Below are 17,278 nucleotides of genomic sequence, written 5' to 3'. Positions count from 1 at the left end.
TGTGCCGGGTTTTTCTTACATCGCTGGAGAACAGAATGGACCAAGCCCGCCGCGCCCTGATCGTGATCGACGTCCAGAACGAGTACACGACCGGCAGGCTGCCGATCGAATACCCGGACCTGGGCACCTCGCTCGCCAATATCGGCGCCGCCATGGATGCGGCGCAGCGCCACCAGGTGCCGGTGGTGCTGGTGCAAGAAACCGCCCCGCGCGGCTCGCCGGCCTTCGCCAAGGGCAGCCATGGCTGGCAGCTGCACGACCAGGTCGCCTACCGCCAGCACGACCATTACGTCGAAAAGAGCCTGCCCAGCGCCTTCGCCGGCACCGACCTGATGGAGTGGATCGGCGCCCGCGGCATCGACACGGTGACGCTGGCCGGCTACATGACCCACAACGGCATCGCCTCGACCGCCTTCGCCGCCCTGCACGCCGGGCTTGCCGTCGAGGTGCTGGAAGACGCCACCGGCTCGGTGCCCTACTCGAACTGGGCCGGCAGCGCCAGCGCGCGCCAGATCCACGAGACCTTCATGATCGTGCTGCAGTCGCGCTTCGCGGCCGTGCTGCCGAGCGCCGAATGGGTGCGCCTGCTGGCCAGCGGCGGCAGGCCGGAACGCGACTCGATCGTCGGCTCCCACCAGCGCGCCCGCAACGCCTGCCTGTCGGGCGCTGCCGCCTGAAGAGCGCGGGTAGAATCGGCAGCACGCGGCAACCGATGGAGGATTTCGCGATGCTGGCATACCAACTACTTCCCGGAGAGGGCATCGAGGGCCTGCGCTGTGTCGTGATGCCCGAACGCCCGCTGTCCTTGTGCGAGGTGCGGGTCAAGGTGCATGCCGTCGCGCTCAATCACCGCGACCTGACCGTCGCCGCCGGCAATTACCTGGTGGCGGTCGACGATCCCATCATCCCCTGCTCCGACGGCGCCGGCGAGGTGGTCGAAGCGGGCCACGGCGTCACCCGCTTCCGGGTTGGCGACCGGGTCATCGCCTCCTTCTTCCCGCACTGGCACGACGGCGTCACCTCGCAGGACAAAATCCGCCACGCGCTCGGCGGCGACGTCGACGGCATGCTGGCGCAGGAGGTCATCCTCGACGAGAACGCGCTGGTGCACATCCCGCCGTCGATGGACTATGTGGATGCCGCCACCCTGCCCTGCGCCGGCGTCACCGCGTGGAACGCGATCTTCGTGTCCAGCCACACCCGGCCCGGCGACAGCGTGCTGCTGCTCGGCACCGGCGGCGTGTCCGTGCTGGGCCTGCAGATGGCGCGGGCGGCCGGCCTGCGCGCCATCGTCACCTCGTCCAGCGACGAAAAGCTGCGCCGCACGCGCGAGCTCGGCGCGCATCACACCATCAACTACCGCCACACGCCGGACTGGCACGAGGAAGTGCTGAAGGCGACCGGCGGCCTGGGCGCCAATGTGGTGGTGGAAGTGGGCGGCAAGGGCACCGTCAACCGTTCAGTGTCGGCGGTGGCGATGGGCGGCACGGTGGCCATCATCGGCGGCGTCAGCGGCTTCGGCGGCGAGGTCAACCCGGCCACGCTGGTGTCCAGCGCCAAGCGGCTGGTCGGCATCTACGTGGGCAGCCGCACCATGCTCGAAGACGTGGTGCGCTTCGTCAGCGCGGCGCACATCGAACCGGTGGTCGACCGCGTGTTCCCCTTCCACCAGGCGCAGGACGCCTACAGCTATATGGAATCAGGCTCGCACTTCGGCAAGGTGGTCATCGCGGTGCACTAGCTCAGCGGTTTTCCAGCTTGACCAGCTCGATCTCGAACAGCTTGGGCCACAGCTTGCCGGTCACGAACAGGCGGTGGTGCTTGCTGTCGAAGGCGATCCCGTTGAGCACCGCGTCGACCGAATCGGTGCCGCGCTGGGCGGGCGGCAGCAGGCCGCTGAGGTCGATCCAGCCGACCACGTTGCCATTGGCCGGGTCGATGCGGGCGATGATGTCGGTGCCCCAGACGTTGGCGAAAATCTGGCCATCCACCACTTCCAGCTCGTTCAGGCGGTCGATCGGCTTGCCGTCGGCGGTGACCTGGATGCGGCGCTTTTCGTCGAAGGTTTTGGGATCGAGCACGCGGATGGCGTTGCTGCCGTCGCTCATGTAGAGCTGCTGGGCGTCGCTCGCCAGGCCCCAGCCTTCGCCCTGGTAATTGAAGCGGCGCTTGAGCGCGAAGCTCTTCTGGTCGTACACGAAGCCGACGTGCGAGGTCCAGGTCAGGCCGACGATCTCGTTGCCGACCGGGGCCGAGCCTTCGCCGAAGAACTCGCTGGCGATATCCTTTTTCTGCAGCACCTTGCCGGTCGTAAGCTCAACCTTGCGCAGCGAGGAGCGGCCCTGCAGGCCGGTGGTCTCGTAGAGGTAGCCGTCCTTGAAGAACAAACCCTGGGTGAACGCCTGCGGATCGTGCGGGTAGGTGTTCTTCACCATGTACCGGTACACGGGAATGGCGGCCTGCGCCGTCCCGGCTGCAATCAGCGAGAAGGCGAGGGCCAGGCTGGCAAACTTCTTCAATATGTTCTCCTGTCGAAGGTCGCCGGATTGCGGGGCCGGCGCCAGCCGAAACGCTATCACATCGGGCGGGGACACGGGTAATGACGGCCGCGTAATGATTTCCCCGGAGAAATAAAACGCTGCGAAGGGCCGGGTTTCGTAAATACCGTGCGGCAGCTTGGAATTAATCGTATAAATCGTTTATACGATATAAAATATTTATATAGAATAAACCGTATTCATCAATATTTTTGATTAATTTTTGACCACGGGAAACTGCTTAAAAAAATGGCGCCAGACTCCTGTTTTTATCGCTTTTGGGTAATCCGCGGTGCCGTTTGATCCTCGCCAAGCCGATTGCAGAACGCCGTTGGATTTGGACCACGCCCGGCGTAGAGTGGCTCGTTTCCCGAACCCCTCCCATCCGCTCCCATGAACGCCTCGACCCTGCACGCCACCAATCCATTCAGCGTAATGGCCCTCAAGCAAATGGACCGCATGCGCCAGGCCCGCGGCAAGATGCTCGACCGGCTCGGCTTTGGCCCGCAAGAAACGCCCTACACCGTGCTGCACACCGAGCCCGGCCTGCGGCTGCGCAAGTACGAGCAGGCGCCGGAGGAGGGCCGCGCCGTGCTGCTGGTTCCCGCGCCGATCAAGCGCGCCTACATCTGGGACCTGCTGCCCCAGGTCAGCGTCGTGCGGCGCTGGATGGAACGGGGCTACAAGGTCTACCTGGCGGAGTGGCTGCCCGAAACCGGGCCGGATTTCGGGCTGGACGAGTATGGAAACCGCATGCTCGCCGCCTGCCGGCAGGCCATTCGCGAGGACAGCGGCGAGCAGCTGCTCACGCTGGCGGGCCATTCGCTGGGCGGCGTCCTGGCCGCCATCTACGGCTGCGCGCGGCCGGAGGAGGTGAGGGCGGTCGTGCTGCTGGAGTCGCCGCTGCATTTCCGGCACGACCTTGGCTGCTTCGCCCAAATGGTGCACGCCACGCCGGACGCGCGCGCGATCGCGGCGGCCTACAGCGAGGTGCCGGGCGCCTTCCTCAATGCTGTCAGCGCCATGGCCGCGCCGCACGCCTTCCAGATGGAGCGCATGCTGGACCGGGTGCTATCGATGGGCAATCCGGAGGCAATGGCCGTCCACATGCGGGTCGAGCGCTGGACGCACGATGAATTCCCGCTGCCGGGCAAGCTGTTCACGGACGTGGTGGAGTCGCTGTACCGGCATGACGAGCTCATGCGGGGCAAGCTGGCGATCGGCGGGCGCGAGATCGGACCGCAGATGCTGACCGCGCCGCTGCTGGCGGTGGCCGATCCGCGCAGCACCGTGATTCCGCTGCATTCGATGCAGGCGTTTTACGAGGCGGCGGGCAGTGCGGGCAAGCGGATGTTGCATTACGAAGGCGATATCGGCGTGGGCTTGCAGCACGTGGGCGTGCTGGTAGGGAAGAGCGCGCACGAAAAGATCTGGCCGGAGATTTTTGCTTGGTTGGAAACGGTCGGCTGAACATACCGCACGCCTTAAGCAAACCAATGTGTTAGCAGAGAAACCGTCGTTCCCGGCACTGCCGGAAACGACTTCCGGCGCAGGCCGGAACCCATAGACACGCCGCGTAGTCGAACACTCAGCATGGGCCCCGGCCTGCGCCGGGGCGACGGTTTTCAGGCTAGCGGTGAATACCGCTCAGACTTCCAACTGTCTCACCGGCCGCACCTCCACGCTGCCGTACTTGGCCGGCGGAATTCCACTGGCAATGCGGATTGCCTCGTTCAGATCCGCCGCGTCGACCAGATAGAAGCCCGCCAGCTGCTCCTTGGTCTCGGCGAATGGCCCGTCGTACAGCGCCACCTGGCCATTGCGCACCCGCACCGTGGTCGCGGTCTCGACGGGATGCAGGGGCTCGGCCGCCAGCATCCGCTGGCTGTCCGCCAGCTGCTGCGCATATTCCGCGCAGTCCGCGTCGCGGCAGGCGTTCCAGTGTTCCTTGTCGAGATAAACGAGGCAAAGGTATTTCATCGTCAGACCACCGGCTTGAGCGCGCCGTTCACCGACCAGCTGACGCCGTACTTGTCGAGACACATGCCGGCGGCCTGCGCCCAGAACATGTCGCCCATCGGCATGGTGACCTTGCCGCCCTCCGACAGATCGCGAAATACCTTTTGCGCCTGCTCGACCGTGTCGTAGCTGATGGTCATCGACACGCCCTTGACGCCTTCGTACGGTATGCTCGGCGGGCAATCGCCTGCAAACAGCATACCGCCGCCTTCGAGCATCAGGCGGGCGTGGGCGACCAGCCGGGCGCGCGCGGGATCCATGGCGGGCGCGTCGGACGGGCAGGGCATGTCGGAAAAGCGCACCATCGGCGCCAGCTGGCCGGCGAGCACTTTCTCGTAGAACTGCATCGCCTCCTCGCAATTGCCATTGAACGAGAGGTAAGGAATCGGTTGCAGCATCACAGTCTCCTTTCAGGTTGATCGGGTTGGCCAGGTGGCCGTCCTGCTTACTGGTCGAACGGCGCGGCGCGTTTTCGACAGCGCCCGCAAAAAATTCGCTTCTGCCTACGCTAAGTGTGAAATAAAAACCGTCGTTCCCGCGCAGGCGGGAACCCCATGCTGAGTTTCCTGTCACGTTCCATCACCATAGCCGCGTTGGCGCAAACTCAGTATGGATTCCCGCCTCCGCGGGAACGACGAGCCCAAGTTCGCACTTACGCAGACAGCCCAAATTTCTTACTCCTCCATCCGCGCCAGCCGCTGGCGCAGGAAGCGGCGCTCCGGCTCCTGTTTGGCCAGCGCCAGCGCCGCCTCCCAGGCCTCGCGTGCCTGCACTTTGTCGCCCAGGCGGCTGTACAGCTCAGCCCTGGCGGCCCAAGCCAGGTGATAGCGCCGCAGCGCTTCATCCGCCAGCAGCGGCTCGATCAGCGCCAGTCCCGCCGCCGGGCCGTCGCGCATGGCCACCGCTACCGCGCGGTTCAGCGCGATGACCGGCGCCGGCTCGCGCCGCAGCAGCGCGTCGTACAGGCCGACGATCTCGTTCCAGTCGGTGTCCCGCGCCGCCGCCGCCTCGGCATGCACGGCTGCAATGGCCGCCTGCAGCGTGTAGGTGCCGAAGCGGCGCGAGAGCAGGGCGCGCCGCACCAGCCCGCAACCCTCGTCGATCAGCGCGCGGTCCCACTGGCCGCGGTCCTGCTCGTCCAGCGGCACAAGGTCGCCCGCCGCGTCCACCCGCGCGGCGCGGCGCGATTCCTGCAACAGCATCAGCGCCAACAGCCCGCTCACTTCCGGCTCCGGCAACAGTTCGTGCAACAGACGCCCAAGCCGCAAGGCCTCCGTTGACAAGTCCGGCCGCAGCACATTGTCGCCGGACGAGGCCGAGTAACCTTCGTTGAACACCAGGTAAATCACCCGCAGCACGCCCGGCAGCCGCGCCGGCAGCTCGTCCGGCCCCGGCACCTGGTAGGGGATGCGCGCATCGCGGATCTTGCCCTTGGCGCGCACGATGCGCTGGGCCAGCGTAGGCGCCGGCACCAGGCAGGCGCTGGCGACTTGCTCGGTGCTCAGCCCGCACACCTCGCGCAGGGTCAGCGCAATCCTTGCCTCCTCGGACAGGCTGGGGTGGCAGCAGGTGAAGATCAGCCGCAGCCGGTCATCTTCCAGCTCTTCGCCCGGTTCCGTGCATGCGTTATCGTCCGCGACATTGTCCAGCGCCTCGTCCCACGGCGTGAAGCGCTTCTGCCGGCGCAGCTGGTCGATGGCGCGGAAACGCCCAGCCGATACCAGCCACGCCACCGGATTGGCCGGCAGCCCCTCGCGCGGCCAATGTTCGGCCGCCGCGAGGAAGGCGTCGTGCAGGGCCTCCTCGGCCAGGTCGAAGTTGCCGAGCAGGCGAACAAGGGTCGCGAACACGCGGCGCGCATCACTACGGTAGACCTGGTCCAGGGTGGCGGAGTTCATGGCCGCCAAGTCTAACCGAACCGTATCCCGATGGCGTCAAATAGCGGTCATGCGACCGCGCTGGTGCACAAGTCGTTGATGACCAGCTTGCGCTTGCCGTTGGCCGCCAGCGGGATGTCGCTTTCCTCGACCAGCGAAATGTCGAAGAAGCCGCCCCAGCGCCGCAGCTGCGCGCCCAGGATGAAGTCGCGCTGCTCCGGCGTCAGGCTGCCGTGGCGCGGCACCACCACCAGGGTGATCTCGCCGGCGCGCTGCTGGCGCACCTGGTACAGGCGCACGAAGTCCCAGGTGGCTTCGTCGATGACGATGGCCAGCCCCGGGATGTGCTTGCCATTGCGGTCGACCAGGAATTCCTGTCCGCGGCCATCGATTGCGGCACAGCGGCCGTGCGCATCGATGGCGCCGTAATCGCCGGTGCGGTAGCGGATCAGCGGCATCACGTCGTTCCACAGCGAAGTACCGACGATCTCCGCGCGCTCGTCCTCCACGCGGTTCTCGTTCCAGCCGTACAGGGGCTGGAACACATAATCCGACAGGCCGGCTTCGCCATAGCTCGCGAACGCCAGGTTGGTCCGCTCCGACAGCCCGTAGTTGAGCGAAATCGGACTGCCGAACAGGCGCCGGATCGACGCCAGCTGGGCCGGCATCGCCGGTTCCGAAGCCAACAGCACCGCCCGCACCTTCACGTCCAGTTCGCCCGGCTGCAGCAGTTCGGCCAGCGCCGTCGCCGAGCTCGGGTAGGCGTGCACGAACTCCGGCTGGAAGCGGTTGATCGCCTCGCGGATCGCAGCCTTGTGCTGCTCGTGCACGTGATAGGGCGACAGCATGAGCCGGTTGCCGACCCCCCGGGTCGGGCCTTCGTGCGCGAGGCGGCGGGCGTCCGCGCCGATGCGCAGGATGCGCGACTTGTCGAAGGAAAAGCCCAGCTTGCCCCATTCATGGGTGAAGAAGGCTTTCTCGATGTCGGCCAGGCGCTTGCTGCGCCACATGCCGATGCCTTGCCCGGACGAGCCGCCGCTGGTCGCGTACATCAGCTTGTGCGGGTCGAGCCGGCTGTCGAGGAAGTCGCGCTGCTGCGCCATGACTTCTTCCTTGGTGAGATAGGGAAAGCGCTCCAGCAGCTCGTGCACCGGCTCGTGCTGGACTTCGGCCATGCTCAGCCGGATGTGGCGCTGGTACCAGGGCACATAGTCGAGCGCATGCACGAGGATGGCGCGCAAGCGCCGCCGGGCCTGCTCGGCCACCGTCACGCCTTGCTGTGCGAGCAGGGCGCGGACGTAGAAGAAATCACGGTGGTACAGCACGCGCGCCGGCAGGTACGGGCGCCAGGCGTAGTAGCGAGCGGTAAGCCAGCTTTGCATGGGCGCCCCCTTACGCGTTGATCAGCTCATGGAACTGTTGGCGCGACACGTGGCCCAGGCCCAGCTGTTCCAGCGTGCGCGCCTCGGCCGCGAAATCGCGGTCCAGCAAGCCGCTCGCGATGACGATCAGGGCATCGGCCACCGGCGTCGGCACCTCCACCAGGCGCCCGATCGAGGACATCAGCGCCAGCCCCATCGGCACGTCTTCGGTGATGAAGCGCGTGTCCATGCTGGCCGGCCCTTTCGGTCCACCTTCCTGCGCATAGCGGCGAAAGACCGACAGCGAGGGCTGCGACAGGTCTTCCTCGTTGCGGAACTTGCATTCGTCGAAGTAGGGCGAGGGCTTGCCGCCGCAGGCCGCGATCACGGCATTCTTTTCGGCATCGAGCCGCGCCAGCAGCCGCAGCACGGACGGTGTGAAGGCCTCGCGGTACATCCAGAATTCGCCCTGCGAATGCTCGATGCGGCTGGCCGACAGCAGGGTGCCGATGGTGTGCACGATCAGGTTGGGATTGTGCATGGCCGATTCGACGATATTGCTGCGCAGGGCGACATAGGTGGGGAACAACCTGGCCGCCAGCGCCAACCCTTCATCCGAGCGCGAGCGCGGCACGAAGGCCAGCGCGTTGCGCGTATTGCGGAACAGCACGTTGACCACCCCCGGCTCGACCAGCCGCGCATCGTAGGGCAGGCTTTCCCCTTCGGCCAGGATGAAGCCGGCCCTCTGCTGCCACGGCAGGAAATAGCAGGAGCCCATATAGCCCGGCGCCAGCAGCACCAGCTGGCGCTCGTCCAGATACGGGCCGATCAGGTCCGCGATCTGCTTGTGGCAACTGGTCTGGGTGGTGACGATGACCGCGTCGGGCCGCACCGCGAACGCCTCGCCGACGTCGCGGGTCGCCAGCGCCAGCTGGGCCGTGAAAGTCTTGCCGCCCTGCGGGTTGCTGATGACCGTCACGGTCGGCGAATCGCACAGGCGATCGAAGTTTGCGTCGTGCAGCGAGTGCGAGGTCTTCAGCAGCACGACACGGTGCCCATCCAGCGCCAGGATCGAACCCAGCGCGCAACCGGCATTGCCGGCCCCAACCATCAACACATTCATCCAGATCCTCCGTCTGCCACGCGTCATGCGTGCTGCAAAAAACCGGCATGCGGATCCCGAACGGATCAGCGCATACGGCAGGGCCCAGTCTACTTAAAAAGCTGAAAACACCGCGCTACGGATGGGATGATGCGTGCGGAACACGACTGTTGCTTAGCGTGGCACCGCGCCCATGTGCATGTAGGGATGGCGCGCAAACAGATCCGCCACCCACTCCACGAACACCCGCACCTTGGCCGACAGGTGGCGGTTCTGCGGGTAGACCACGTTGACCGGCAGCGGGTCGCTGGTCCAGTCCGGCAGCACCTGGACCATCTTGCCCGCCGCCACGTGCTCCATCATCAGGTAGTCCGTCATCTGCACCACGCCCAGCCCCGCCAGCCCGGCCCGGATGTAGGCGTTCGAATCGTTGAAGGCGATGCCCCCGCGCGGCGGCAGGATGATCTGCTCGTCGCCACGCCTGAAATCCCAGTCGTAGGATTTGCCGGTCTTGTGCGAGAAAAAGTTCACGCAGCGATGCTGCCGCAGGTCGTGCGGATGCTGCGGCGTGCCGTGCTTTTGCAGGTAGGACGGCGCCGCCGCGGTGACGAAATTGAGCACGCCGACCCGCCGCGCGATCAGGCTGCTGTCCGCCAGCGCGCCGCCGCGCACGGCGCAATCGACGCCTTCCTCCACCAGCTCGACCGGCCGGTCGGTGCTGCCCAGTTCCAGCTCGATGTCCGGGTAGCGCTCGAAAAACTCGGGCAGGGCGGGCACCAGGATCTGGCTCGACAGCCCGGTCGGCGCATCGACCCGCAGCCGTCCGCTGGGCGACAGGCGCGTGCGCGACAGCGCTTCCTCGGCATCGCGCACATCGGACAGGATGCGCACGCAGCGCTCGTAATAGGCCGCGCCATCCGTGGTCACGGTGACATTGCGCGTGGTCCGGTACAGCAGCTTGGCCGCGAGTGCCGCCTCCAAGCCCTGCACCAGGGTCGACACCGTCGCCTTGGGCAGCTGCAAGCTGTCGGCCGCGCGCGTGAAGCTCCCGGCGTCCACCACCTGCACAAATACCTCCATTGCCTGCAACTTGTTCATCTCTGACCTGCTTTCTGCGCGGATTGTTCAGAAATCTGAATAATCAATTCGTTTTTGCACTATTTATCTGATTCTAGGCGAAGTCTATGATGTGCGTACGGTTGCAATAGAAGCCGTCGGAAAAAGGAGCTGGCCATGAAAAGTCATCTGGATGCGCTGTTCGCTGTACTCGGGCTGGTCCTGGGTGTCGCGGCCATGGCCGCGACCGTGGCGACCGGCCAGTACGGGCAGGCGGCCGGCGCCGAAGCGCGCGGGATCGATGCCCTGCTTCGTGTGGTCGAACGTTCGCACTACAATGCACCCCAGGCGCCGGCGTCCCTGCTGGCCATCAATGAGGTGATTCGATGAGCGAAATGGACCAGGATCTCGCCAACCCGGCGCTGCAGGTGCAGCCGCTGCAGGTGGCTGGCGCGGAGGGCACGCTGGACGCGCGCCTCTACAAGGCCAGCCCCGACGGCAAGCGCGACGTCCTGATCGTGTTCTTCCACGGCGGCGGCTTCGTCGATGGCGACCTCGACCAGCCGGACGACTTCCTGCGCCACCTCGCGGTGGACAGCGGTTGCCCGGTGGTGCTGTCGTCGAGCTACACCAAGGCCACCGTCAAGCCCTTCCCGGCCGCCGCCGAAGACGCGCATGCGGTGCTGGTGTGGGCCAGGAAGCACAAGGCCAAGCTGGGCTGGACCGGCAAGCGCCTGCTGGTGGCCGGCATCGAGGCGGGCGCCAACCTGGCCGCGGTGTCCTCGCTGATGGCGCGCGACCGCGGCGGCCCCGTCATCGCCGGGCAGATCCTGGTGATGCCGATGCTGGACCCGGGCCTGACCACCTGCTCGATGCGCGAGATGCCAACCTGCAGCGACAAGGCCAGGCTGTACAACGAATGCGCCGCCGCCTACCGCGGCTACCTGCCGCAGCCGTCCGACCGCAGCCATCCCTACGCGTCGCCGCTGCTGTCGAGCCGCCTGCGCAACCTGCCGCCGGCCCTGATCCTGACGGTCGAGGACGACCCGCTGCGCGACGAGGCCGAAGCCTACGGCGCCAAGCTGGTCCACTACGGCGTGCCGGCCACGGTGCGGCGCATGCCGGCGGCCCGATTGCAGGAACCGAATGCGCGCAACGAATGTGCCTGCCAGGTGCATGCGCTGAGCGAAATTGCCAACTTCATTGCCGGGCTCGACAAGGACGAGCCGCCCTCCAGCTGTTAAAGCTTCGATGGTTTGACCTTGCCATCATAGGAAGCCCCAAGCTGCTCTTCTAGCAGTACCGCTTCGTATTCATTGACTGATCCGTCAGGCGCCATTCGACGCGCCCTGGCCCCCTTTTTTTCCCAACATTCCGCATGGAACTCGGGAAGGACCGTTTTCAACCCTAATAAACGTCAACATGGAGAAAAACTGACATGAAAACGCAAATCACCCTGAGGACCGCCGCGCGTCCCATCGTGCTGGCACTGGGCGCCGCCGGTATCGCCATCGCCATGGCAGGCTGCTCCGACGCGACCGGCAAGGCCGCGGAAGCGCCGCCCGTCATGGCCGGCCCGCCGGTCTCGACCGCGACCGTGCTGCAACGCGCGGTGGCCGAGACCCAGGAATTCTCCGGCCGCCTGGAAGCCATCGACCGGGTCGAGATCCGTCCGCGCGTATCCGGCTACATCACGTCGGTGCAATTCCAGCCCGGCGCCGAGGTGAAGAAGGGCCAGGTCCTGTTCGTGATCGACCCGCGTCCCTACCAGGCCGAAGCCGACCGCGCCGAAGCGGCCGCCCGCTCGGCGCGCGCCAAGGCCGAACTGGCCCGCCTCGAACTGAACCGCGCCGAACGCCTGCTGGCCGACAAGGCCATCGCCCAGCGTGAATACGACGAGCGCTCGGCCGGCCAGAAGCAGCTGGATGCCGACGCCCGCGCCGCCGAAGCCCAGGCCGACGCCGCGCGCCTGAACCTGTCCTACACCCGGGTCACGGCGCCGATCGCGGGCCGCGTCTCGAAGGCCGAGATCACCCTGGGCAACCTGGTCGACGCCTCCAGCATGCTGACCTCGGTCGTGTCGCTGGACAAGGTCTACGCCAGCTTCGACGGCGACGAGGAAACCTACCTGCGCGTCGCGGCCAAGGCCCACGCCGGCGACCCGGTGGCGGTCAAGGCCGGCCTCGCCAACGAGGAAGGCTTCCCGCACGAAGGCCGCCTGGAATTCGTCGACAACCAGCTCGACAGCCGGACCGCCAGCGTGCGCATGCGCGCCGAGTTCGACAACCGCGACCGCAGCATGGCGCCCGGCCTGTTCGCCCGCGTCCAGCTGGGCGGCGGCGAGCCCCGCAAGGCCCTGCTGATCGCCGATCGCGCCATCGGCACCGACCAGGACCGCAAGTTCGTGTTCGTGGTCGGCAAGGACGGCAAGGCCGAATACCGCGCGCTGCAGCTGGGCCCGGTCGTCGACGGCCTGCGCGTGGTGCGCGGCGGCCTGCAGCCGGGCGAACGGATCGTCATCAGCGGCCTGCAGCGGGTCCGCCCCGGCGCCCCGGTCACTGCCCAGGATGTCCCGATGACCGCCAGCGCCACCCCGGCCACCAAACTGGCCGCCGCCAGCGCCGCACGCAAGGAGTAAGCACCCATGAATATTTCCCGCTTTTTTGTCGACAAGCCGATCTTCGCGGCGGTGCTGTCGGTGCTGGTGTTCGTCGCCGGCCTGATCGCCCTGTTCGAGCTGCCGGTGTCGGAATACCCGGACGTGGTCCCGCCCTCGGTGGTGGTGCGCGCCCAGTATCCCGGCGCCAACCCGAAAGTGATCGCCGAAACCGTCGCCACCCCGCTCGAGGAGCAGATCAATGGCGTCGAGGACATGCTCTACATGAGCTCGCAGAACACCTCGGACGGCGCGCTGATGCTGACCGTGACCTTCAAGGTCGGCACCAATGTCGAGCAGGCCGAGACCGCGGTGCAGAACCGTGTGCAGCGCGCCCTGCCGCGCCTGCCGGAAGAGGTGCGCCAGATCGGCGTCACCACGGTGAAGAGCTCGCCCAACCTGACCATGGTGGTGCACCTGAACTCGCCGGATGGCCGCTACAACGACCTCTACCTGCGCAACTACGCGGTGCTGAACATCAAGGACCAGCTGGCCCGCATCAAGGGCGTCGGCCAGGTCCAGCTGTTCGGCTCGGGTGACTACGCGATGCGGGTCTGGCTCGATCCTCAGAAAGTGGCGGCGCGCAACCTGACCGCGGGCGACATCGTCGACGCCATCCGCGAGCAGAACGTGCAGGTCGCGGCCGGCGTGGTCGGCCAGGGGCCGTCCAAGGATGCCGAATTCCAGCTGACCGTGAACACCCAGGGCCGCCTGCAATCGGTCGACGAGTTCGGCAACATCGTCGTCAAGACCAATGCCGACGGCGCGACCACCCTGCTGAAGGACGTGGCGCGGCTGGAGCTCGGTTCCAACGACTACGCCTTGCGCTCGCTGCTGGACAACAAATCGGCGGTCGCGATCCCGATCTTCGAGGCGCCCAATGCCAACGCGCTGCAGCTGTCGGCCGACGTGCGCGCCAAGATGGCCGAGCTGTCGAAAGACTTCCCGCAAGGCGTCGAGTACAAGATCGTGTACGACCCGACCCAGTTCGTGCGCGAGTCGATCCGCTCGGTGATCCACACCCTGCTCGAAGCCGTGCTGCTGGTGGCGCTGGTGGTGATCGTGTTCCTGCAGACCTGGCGCGCTTCGGTGATCCCGCTGCTGGCGGTGCCGGTGTCGGTGGTCGGCACCTTCGCCGTGATGCTGGGCTTCGGCTTCTCGATCAACACCCTGTCGCTGTTCGGCCTGGTGCTGGCGATCGGCATCGTGGTGGACGACGCCATCGTGGTGGTGGAGAACGTCGAGCGCAATATCGAGAACGGCCTGGCCCCGCGCGAAGCGACGATCCAGGCGATGAAGGAAGTGTCCGGCCCGATCATCGCGATCGCGCTGGTGCTGTGCGCCGTGTTCGTGCCGATCGCGTTCGTGTCCGGCCTGACCGGCCAGTTCTACCGCCAGTTCGCGCTGACCATCGCCATTTCGACCGTGATCTCGGCCTTCAGTTCGCTGACCCTGGCCCCGGCCCTGGCCGCCGTCCTGCTGCAGAAGCACGATGCGCCCAAGGACCGCCTGACGCGCATCATGGACGCCGTGTTCGGCCGCTTCTTCGGCGCCTTCAACCGCTTCTTCGGCCGCGCCTCGCACGGCTATGAAGGCGGGGTGCGCTCGGTGTTGCGCCGCAAGAGCGCCGCGCTCGGCGTGTATGCGCTGCTGGGCCTGGCCGCGGTGTTCATGTTCAAGGCCGTGCCGCCGGGCTTCGTGCCGCAGCAGGACAAGGCCTACCTGATCGGCTTCGCGCAGCTGCCGGACGCCGCCTCGCTGGACCGCACCGACGCCGTGATCCGCAAGATGTCGGCGATCGCCAAGGACATCCCGGGCGTGGAATCGTCGGTGGCCTTCCCGGGCCTGTCGATCAACGGCTTCACCAACGCGCCCAATGCCGGCATCGTGTTCACCACGCTCAAACCCTTCGACCAGCGCCACGGCAAGGACCAGAGCGCGGACGCGATCGCGGCCGAGATCAACAAGCGCATGGGCGCCATCGACGACGCCTTCGTGCTGGTGCTGTCGCCGCCGCCGGTGTCGGGGCTGGGCACCACGGGCGGTTTCAAGATGATGATCGAGGACCGCGGCAACCTCGGCTACGACGCGCTGTACAAGGCGGTGCAGGCGGTGCAGGCCAAGGCCGCCACCGACAAGCGCCTGCAGGGCGTGTTCTCGGGCTACCAGATCAACGTGCCGCAGCTGTTCGCGGACGTCGACCGGGTCAAGGCCAAGCAGCTGGGCGTGCCGCTGGCGGAGATCAACCAGACGCTGCAGATCAACCTCGGCTCGCTGTACGTGAACGACTTCAACCAGTTCGGCCGCACCTACCAGGTCCGCGTGCAGGCTGATGCGCCGTTCCGTTCGCAGCGCGAGCAGATCGCCCAGCTGAAAGTACGCAACAACAAGGGCGAGATGATCCCGCTGTCGTCGATCATGCAGGTCAAGGACAGCTACGGCCCGGACCGCGTACAGCGCTACAACGCTTACGTCGCCGCCGAGCTGAACGGCGGCCCGGCGCCGGGCGTGTCGTCCGGCCAGGCCCAGGCCGCGATGGAAGAAATCGTCAAGGAAGTGCTGCCCAAGGGGATCAGCTACGAGTGGACCGACCTGACCTACCAGGACATCTTGTCCGGCAACACGATGATCTACGTGTTCCCGCTGTGCGTGCTGCTGGTGTTCCTGGTGCTGGCCGCGCAATACGAGAGCTGGACCCTGCCGCTGGCCGTGATCCTGATCGTGCCGATGTCGATCCTGTGCGCCCTGACCGGCGTGAAACTGACCGGTGGCGACAACAACATCTTCACCCAGATCGCACTGTTCGTGCTGGTCGGGCTGGCCTCGAAGAACGCGATCCTGATCGTGGAATTCGCGGTCGACCTGGAGCAGCAGGGCCGCAGCATCGTCGCCGCCGCGCTGGAGGCTTGCCGCCTGCGCCTGCGTCCGATCCTGATGACCTCGATCGCATTCATCATGGGCGTGCTGCCGCTGGTGTTCTCGCACGGGGCCGGCGCCGAGATGCGCCATGCGATGGGCGTGGCCGTGTTCGCGGGCATGCTCGGCGTGACCTTCTTCGGCCTGTTCCTCACGCCCGTGTTCTACGTGCTGCTGCGCACGCTGGCCCAGCGCCTGTCGCGCAAGGCGCCGGCAGCGCAGCCGGCCGCACTGGAAGGAGTCAAATAACATGAACTTCAAGACAATCATTGCCCGCGGCGCCACGCCGCTGCTGGCAGCCCTGCTGCTGACCGCCTGCGCCGCCCCGGCCTTCCACCAGCCGCAGGTCGAGACCCCGGCCGCGTTCAAGGAAAACACCGTGCAGCGCGCGGCCGACGGCAGCACCTGGACCGTGGCCCGGGCCGCGGAAGCGCAGCCGCGCGGCGAGTGGTGGCGCGCCTTCCACGATCCGGACCTGGATGCGCTGGTGGCCGAGGCCACCGCGCACAACCAGGGCCTGGCGGCCGCGGCGGCGCGGGTACGGCAAGCGCGCGCCATCGCCGGCATCGCCGAAGCAGACCGCATCCCGCAAGTGGGCGTCGGCCTCGGCGCCCAGCGCGCCCGGCAATCGCCGCTGGAGGCGGGACTGGCGCCCGGTACGCCGGTCAACGCCGGCACCGCTTACAAGGCCCAGCTGACGGCCAGCTACGAGGTCGACCTGTTCGGCCGCGTGTCATCGAATGTCGCCGCCGCGCGCGGCGATGCGGCGGCGGTCGAAGCGACCCAGCGCTCGGTGCTGCTGTCCCTGCAGGCCGACGTGGCGCAGTTGTATTTCCGCCTGCGTTCGCTGGACGCCGAAATGGAAACGGTCCAGCGCACCGTCGCGCTGCGCGAGGAAAGCGTGCGCGTGACCAGCCGCCGCTTCGAACTGGGCGACCTGGGCGAATTTGACCTGTCGCGGGCGAAGACCGAGCTGTCCAGCGCCCGCGCCGAGGCGATCGGCCTGCAGCGCCAGCGCGCCAATGCGGAACATGCGCTGGCGGTGCTGGTGGGCGCGCCGGCGGCCCTGTTCCAGGCGCCGTCGCGGCCGCTGGACCAGGCCTTCGCCCTGCCGGCGATCCCGGCCGGGCTGCCGTCCGCGCTGCTGGAGCGGCGCCCGGACATCGCCAGCGCCCAGAAGACGATGGAAGCGGCGAACGCCCGCATCGGCGTGGCGCGCTCGGCCATGTTCCCGGCCCTCGATATCACGGCGGGCGCGGGTGGCGTGGCCGGCACGGTCGGCGAGGTGTTCAAGTGGAGCAGCCGGTCCTGGCTGCTGGGCGCGGCGCTGGGCATGCCGCTGCTGGACGGCGGCCGCAACCGGGCCGGCGTGGTGCGCAGCGAAGCGGCGCTGGACGAGGCCGTGGCCAACTGGCGCCAGACGGTGCTGAACGCGTTCGCGGAAGTCGAGGACAACCTGTCCGGGTTGCGCGTGCTGGCCGGGCAGGGCGCCGAGATCGACGCGGCGGTCGTGTCGGCGCGCCGCTCGGCCGAGCTGGCGCAGAAGCTGTACGACGCCGGCCGCGGCAGCTACCTCGAGTTGCTCGATGCGCAGCGCAACCTCGCGACTGTCGAGCGCACCGCGGTGCAGCTGCGCGGCGAACGGGCGCTCACCACCGTCGGCCTGATCCGGGCGCTGGGCGGCGGCTGGGATGCGCCGGCGCGCAGCGACACGGCGCAGGCCAACGGGAAGGCGCAAGCGAAAGCGTAAGGAC

15 protein-coding genes are annotated in these 17,278 nt (G+C 67.1%); 8 read left to right on the top strand and 7 right to left on the bottom strand.

The genetic code is table 11. The features are described 5' to 3' along the window. The first annotated feature begins 35 nt into the window (after positions 1–35). Together NX778_RS17175 and NX778_RS17170 are read left to right on the top strand one after the other, a co-directional pair. Positions 36–677 carry a cysteine hydrolase family protein gene (locus tag NX778_RS17175; RefSeq protein ID WP_258813001.1) on the top strand — a complete coding sequence of 214 codons (642 nt, stop codon included), beginning with the start codon at positions 36–38 and terminating at the stop codon, positions 675–677. Positions 678–727: 50 nt separating this feature from the next. Continuing rightward, complete coding sequence (locus NX778_RS17170; protein WP_258813000.1) at positions 728–1,741, top strand: zinc-dependent alcohol dehydrogenase family protein; 1,014 nt, start codon at positions 728–730, stop codon at positions 1,739–1,741. A 1-nt stretch (position 1,742) separates the two neighbouring features. Here the strand turns inward: NX778_RS17170 and NX778_RS17165 are convergent, their stop codons facing one another. Next, complete coding sequence (locus tag NX778_RS17165; protein WP_307728099.1) at positions 1,743–2,519, bottom strand: glutaminyl-peptide cyclotransferase; 777 nt, start codon at positions 2,517–2,519, stop codon at positions 1,743–1,745. Positions 2,520–2,930: 411 nt separating this feature from the next. On the opposite strand from NX778_RS17165, the gene NX778_RS17160 reads away from it, so the two are divergent. After that, positions 2,931–4,007, top strand: a complete 1,077-nt coding sequence (locus NX778_RS17160) for an alpha/beta fold hydrolase (RefSeq protein WP_258812999.1) — start codon at positions 2,931–2,933, stop codon at positions 4,005–4,007. 177 nt (positions 4,008–4,184) lie between these two features. Here NX778_RS17160 and NX778_RS17155 read toward each other — a convergent pair whose 3' ends face one another. From NX778_RS17155 to NX778_RS17130, 6 genes are all read right to left on the bottom strand, one after another. Continuing rightward, complete coding sequence (locus NX778_RS17155; RefSeq protein ID WP_258812998.1) at positions 4,185–4,517, bottom strand: YciI family protein; 333 nt, start codon at positions 4,515–4,517, stop codon at positions 4,185–4,187. Between the two features lie 2 nt (positions 4,518–4,519). Further along, the gene (locus NX778_RS17150) at positions 4,520–4,954 is read right to left on the bottom strand and encodes a VOC family protein (protein WP_258812997.1); all 435 of its coding nucleotides are present in this window, start codon (positions 4,952–4,954) and stop codon (positions 4,520–4,522) included. 276 nt (positions 4,955–5,230) lie between these two features. Beyond that, positions 5,231–6,454, bottom strand: a complete 1,224-nt coding sequence (locus NX778_RS17145; RefSeq protein WP_258812996.1) for an RNA polymerase sigma factor — start codon at positions 6,452–6,454, stop codon at positions 5,231–5,233. A 47-nt stretch (positions 6,455–6,501) separates the two neighbouring features. Next, complete coding sequence (locus tag NX778_RS17140) at positions 6,502–7,815, bottom strand: phenylacetate--CoA ligase family protein (protein ID WP_258812995.1); 1,314 nt, start codon at positions 7,813–7,815, stop codon at positions 6,502–6,504. Between the two features lie 10 nt (positions 7,816–7,825). Further along, positions 7,826–8,917 carry an NAD/NADP octopine/nopaline dehydrogenase family protein gene (locus NX778_RS17135; protein WP_258812994.1) on the bottom strand — a complete coding sequence of 364 codons (1,092 nt, stop codon included), beginning with the start codon at positions 8,915–8,917 and terminating at the stop codon, positions 7,826–7,828. Between the two features lie 153 nt (positions 8,918–9,070). Then, on the bottom strand, positions 9,071–9,994 hold the full coding sequence (locus NX778_RS17130; RefSeq protein WP_258812993.1) for a LysR family transcriptional regulator: 924 nt from the start codon (positions 9,992–9,994) through the stop codon (positions 9,071–9,073). 135 nt (positions 9,995–10,129) lie between these two features. Between NX778_RS17130 and NX778_RS17125 the strand changes: the two genes are divergently transcribed. From NX778_RS17125 to NX778_RS17105, 5 genes are all read left to right on the top strand, one after another. Next, positions 10,130–10,342 (top strand): hypothetical protein, encoded by a 213-nt coding sequence (locus NX778_RS17125; protein ID WP_258812992.1) that lies wholly within the window; start codon positions 10,130–10,132, stop codon positions 10,340–10,342. Further along, positions 10,339–11,196 (top strand): alpha/beta hydrolase, encoded by an 858-nt coding sequence (locus NX778_RS17120; protein WP_258812991.1) that lies wholly within the window; start codon positions 10,339–10,341, stop codon positions 11,194–11,196. Before NX778_RS17125 ends, NX778_RS17120 begins: the two co-directional genes overlap by 4 nt. Positions 11,197–11,390: 194 nt before the next feature. Next, positions 11,391–12,590, top strand: coding sequence for an efflux RND transporter periplasmic adaptor subunit (locus tag NX778_RS17115; RefSeq protein ID WP_258812990.1), 1,200 nt, complete (start codon positions 11,391–11,393; stop codon positions 12,588–12,590). A 6-nt stretch (positions 12,591–12,596) separates the two neighbouring features. After that, on the top strand, positions 12,597–15,773 hold the full coding sequence (locus NX778_RS17110; RefSeq protein ID WP_258812989.1) for an efflux RND transporter permease subunit: 3,177 nt from the start codon (positions 12,597–12,599) through the stop codon (positions 15,771–15,773). A gap of 1 nt (position 15,774) precedes the next feature. Further along, positions 15,775–17,274 carry an efflux transporter outer membrane subunit gene (locus NX778_RS17105; RefSeq protein WP_258812988.1) on the top strand — a complete coding sequence of 500 codons (1,500 nt, stop codon included), beginning with the start codon at positions 15,775–15,777 and terminating at the stop codon, positions 17,272–17,274. Positions 17,275–17,278: the final 4 nt, after the last annotated feature.

The sequence above is a fragment of the Massilia terrae genome (assembly GCF_024753145.1).
GTDB lineage: Bacteria > Pseudomonadota > Gammaproteobacteria > Burkholderiales > Burkholderiaceae_D > Telluria > Telluria terrae.
Note: the sequence above shows the minus strand (reverse complement) of the source record. Positions and strands in the feature narration are given on the sequence as shown.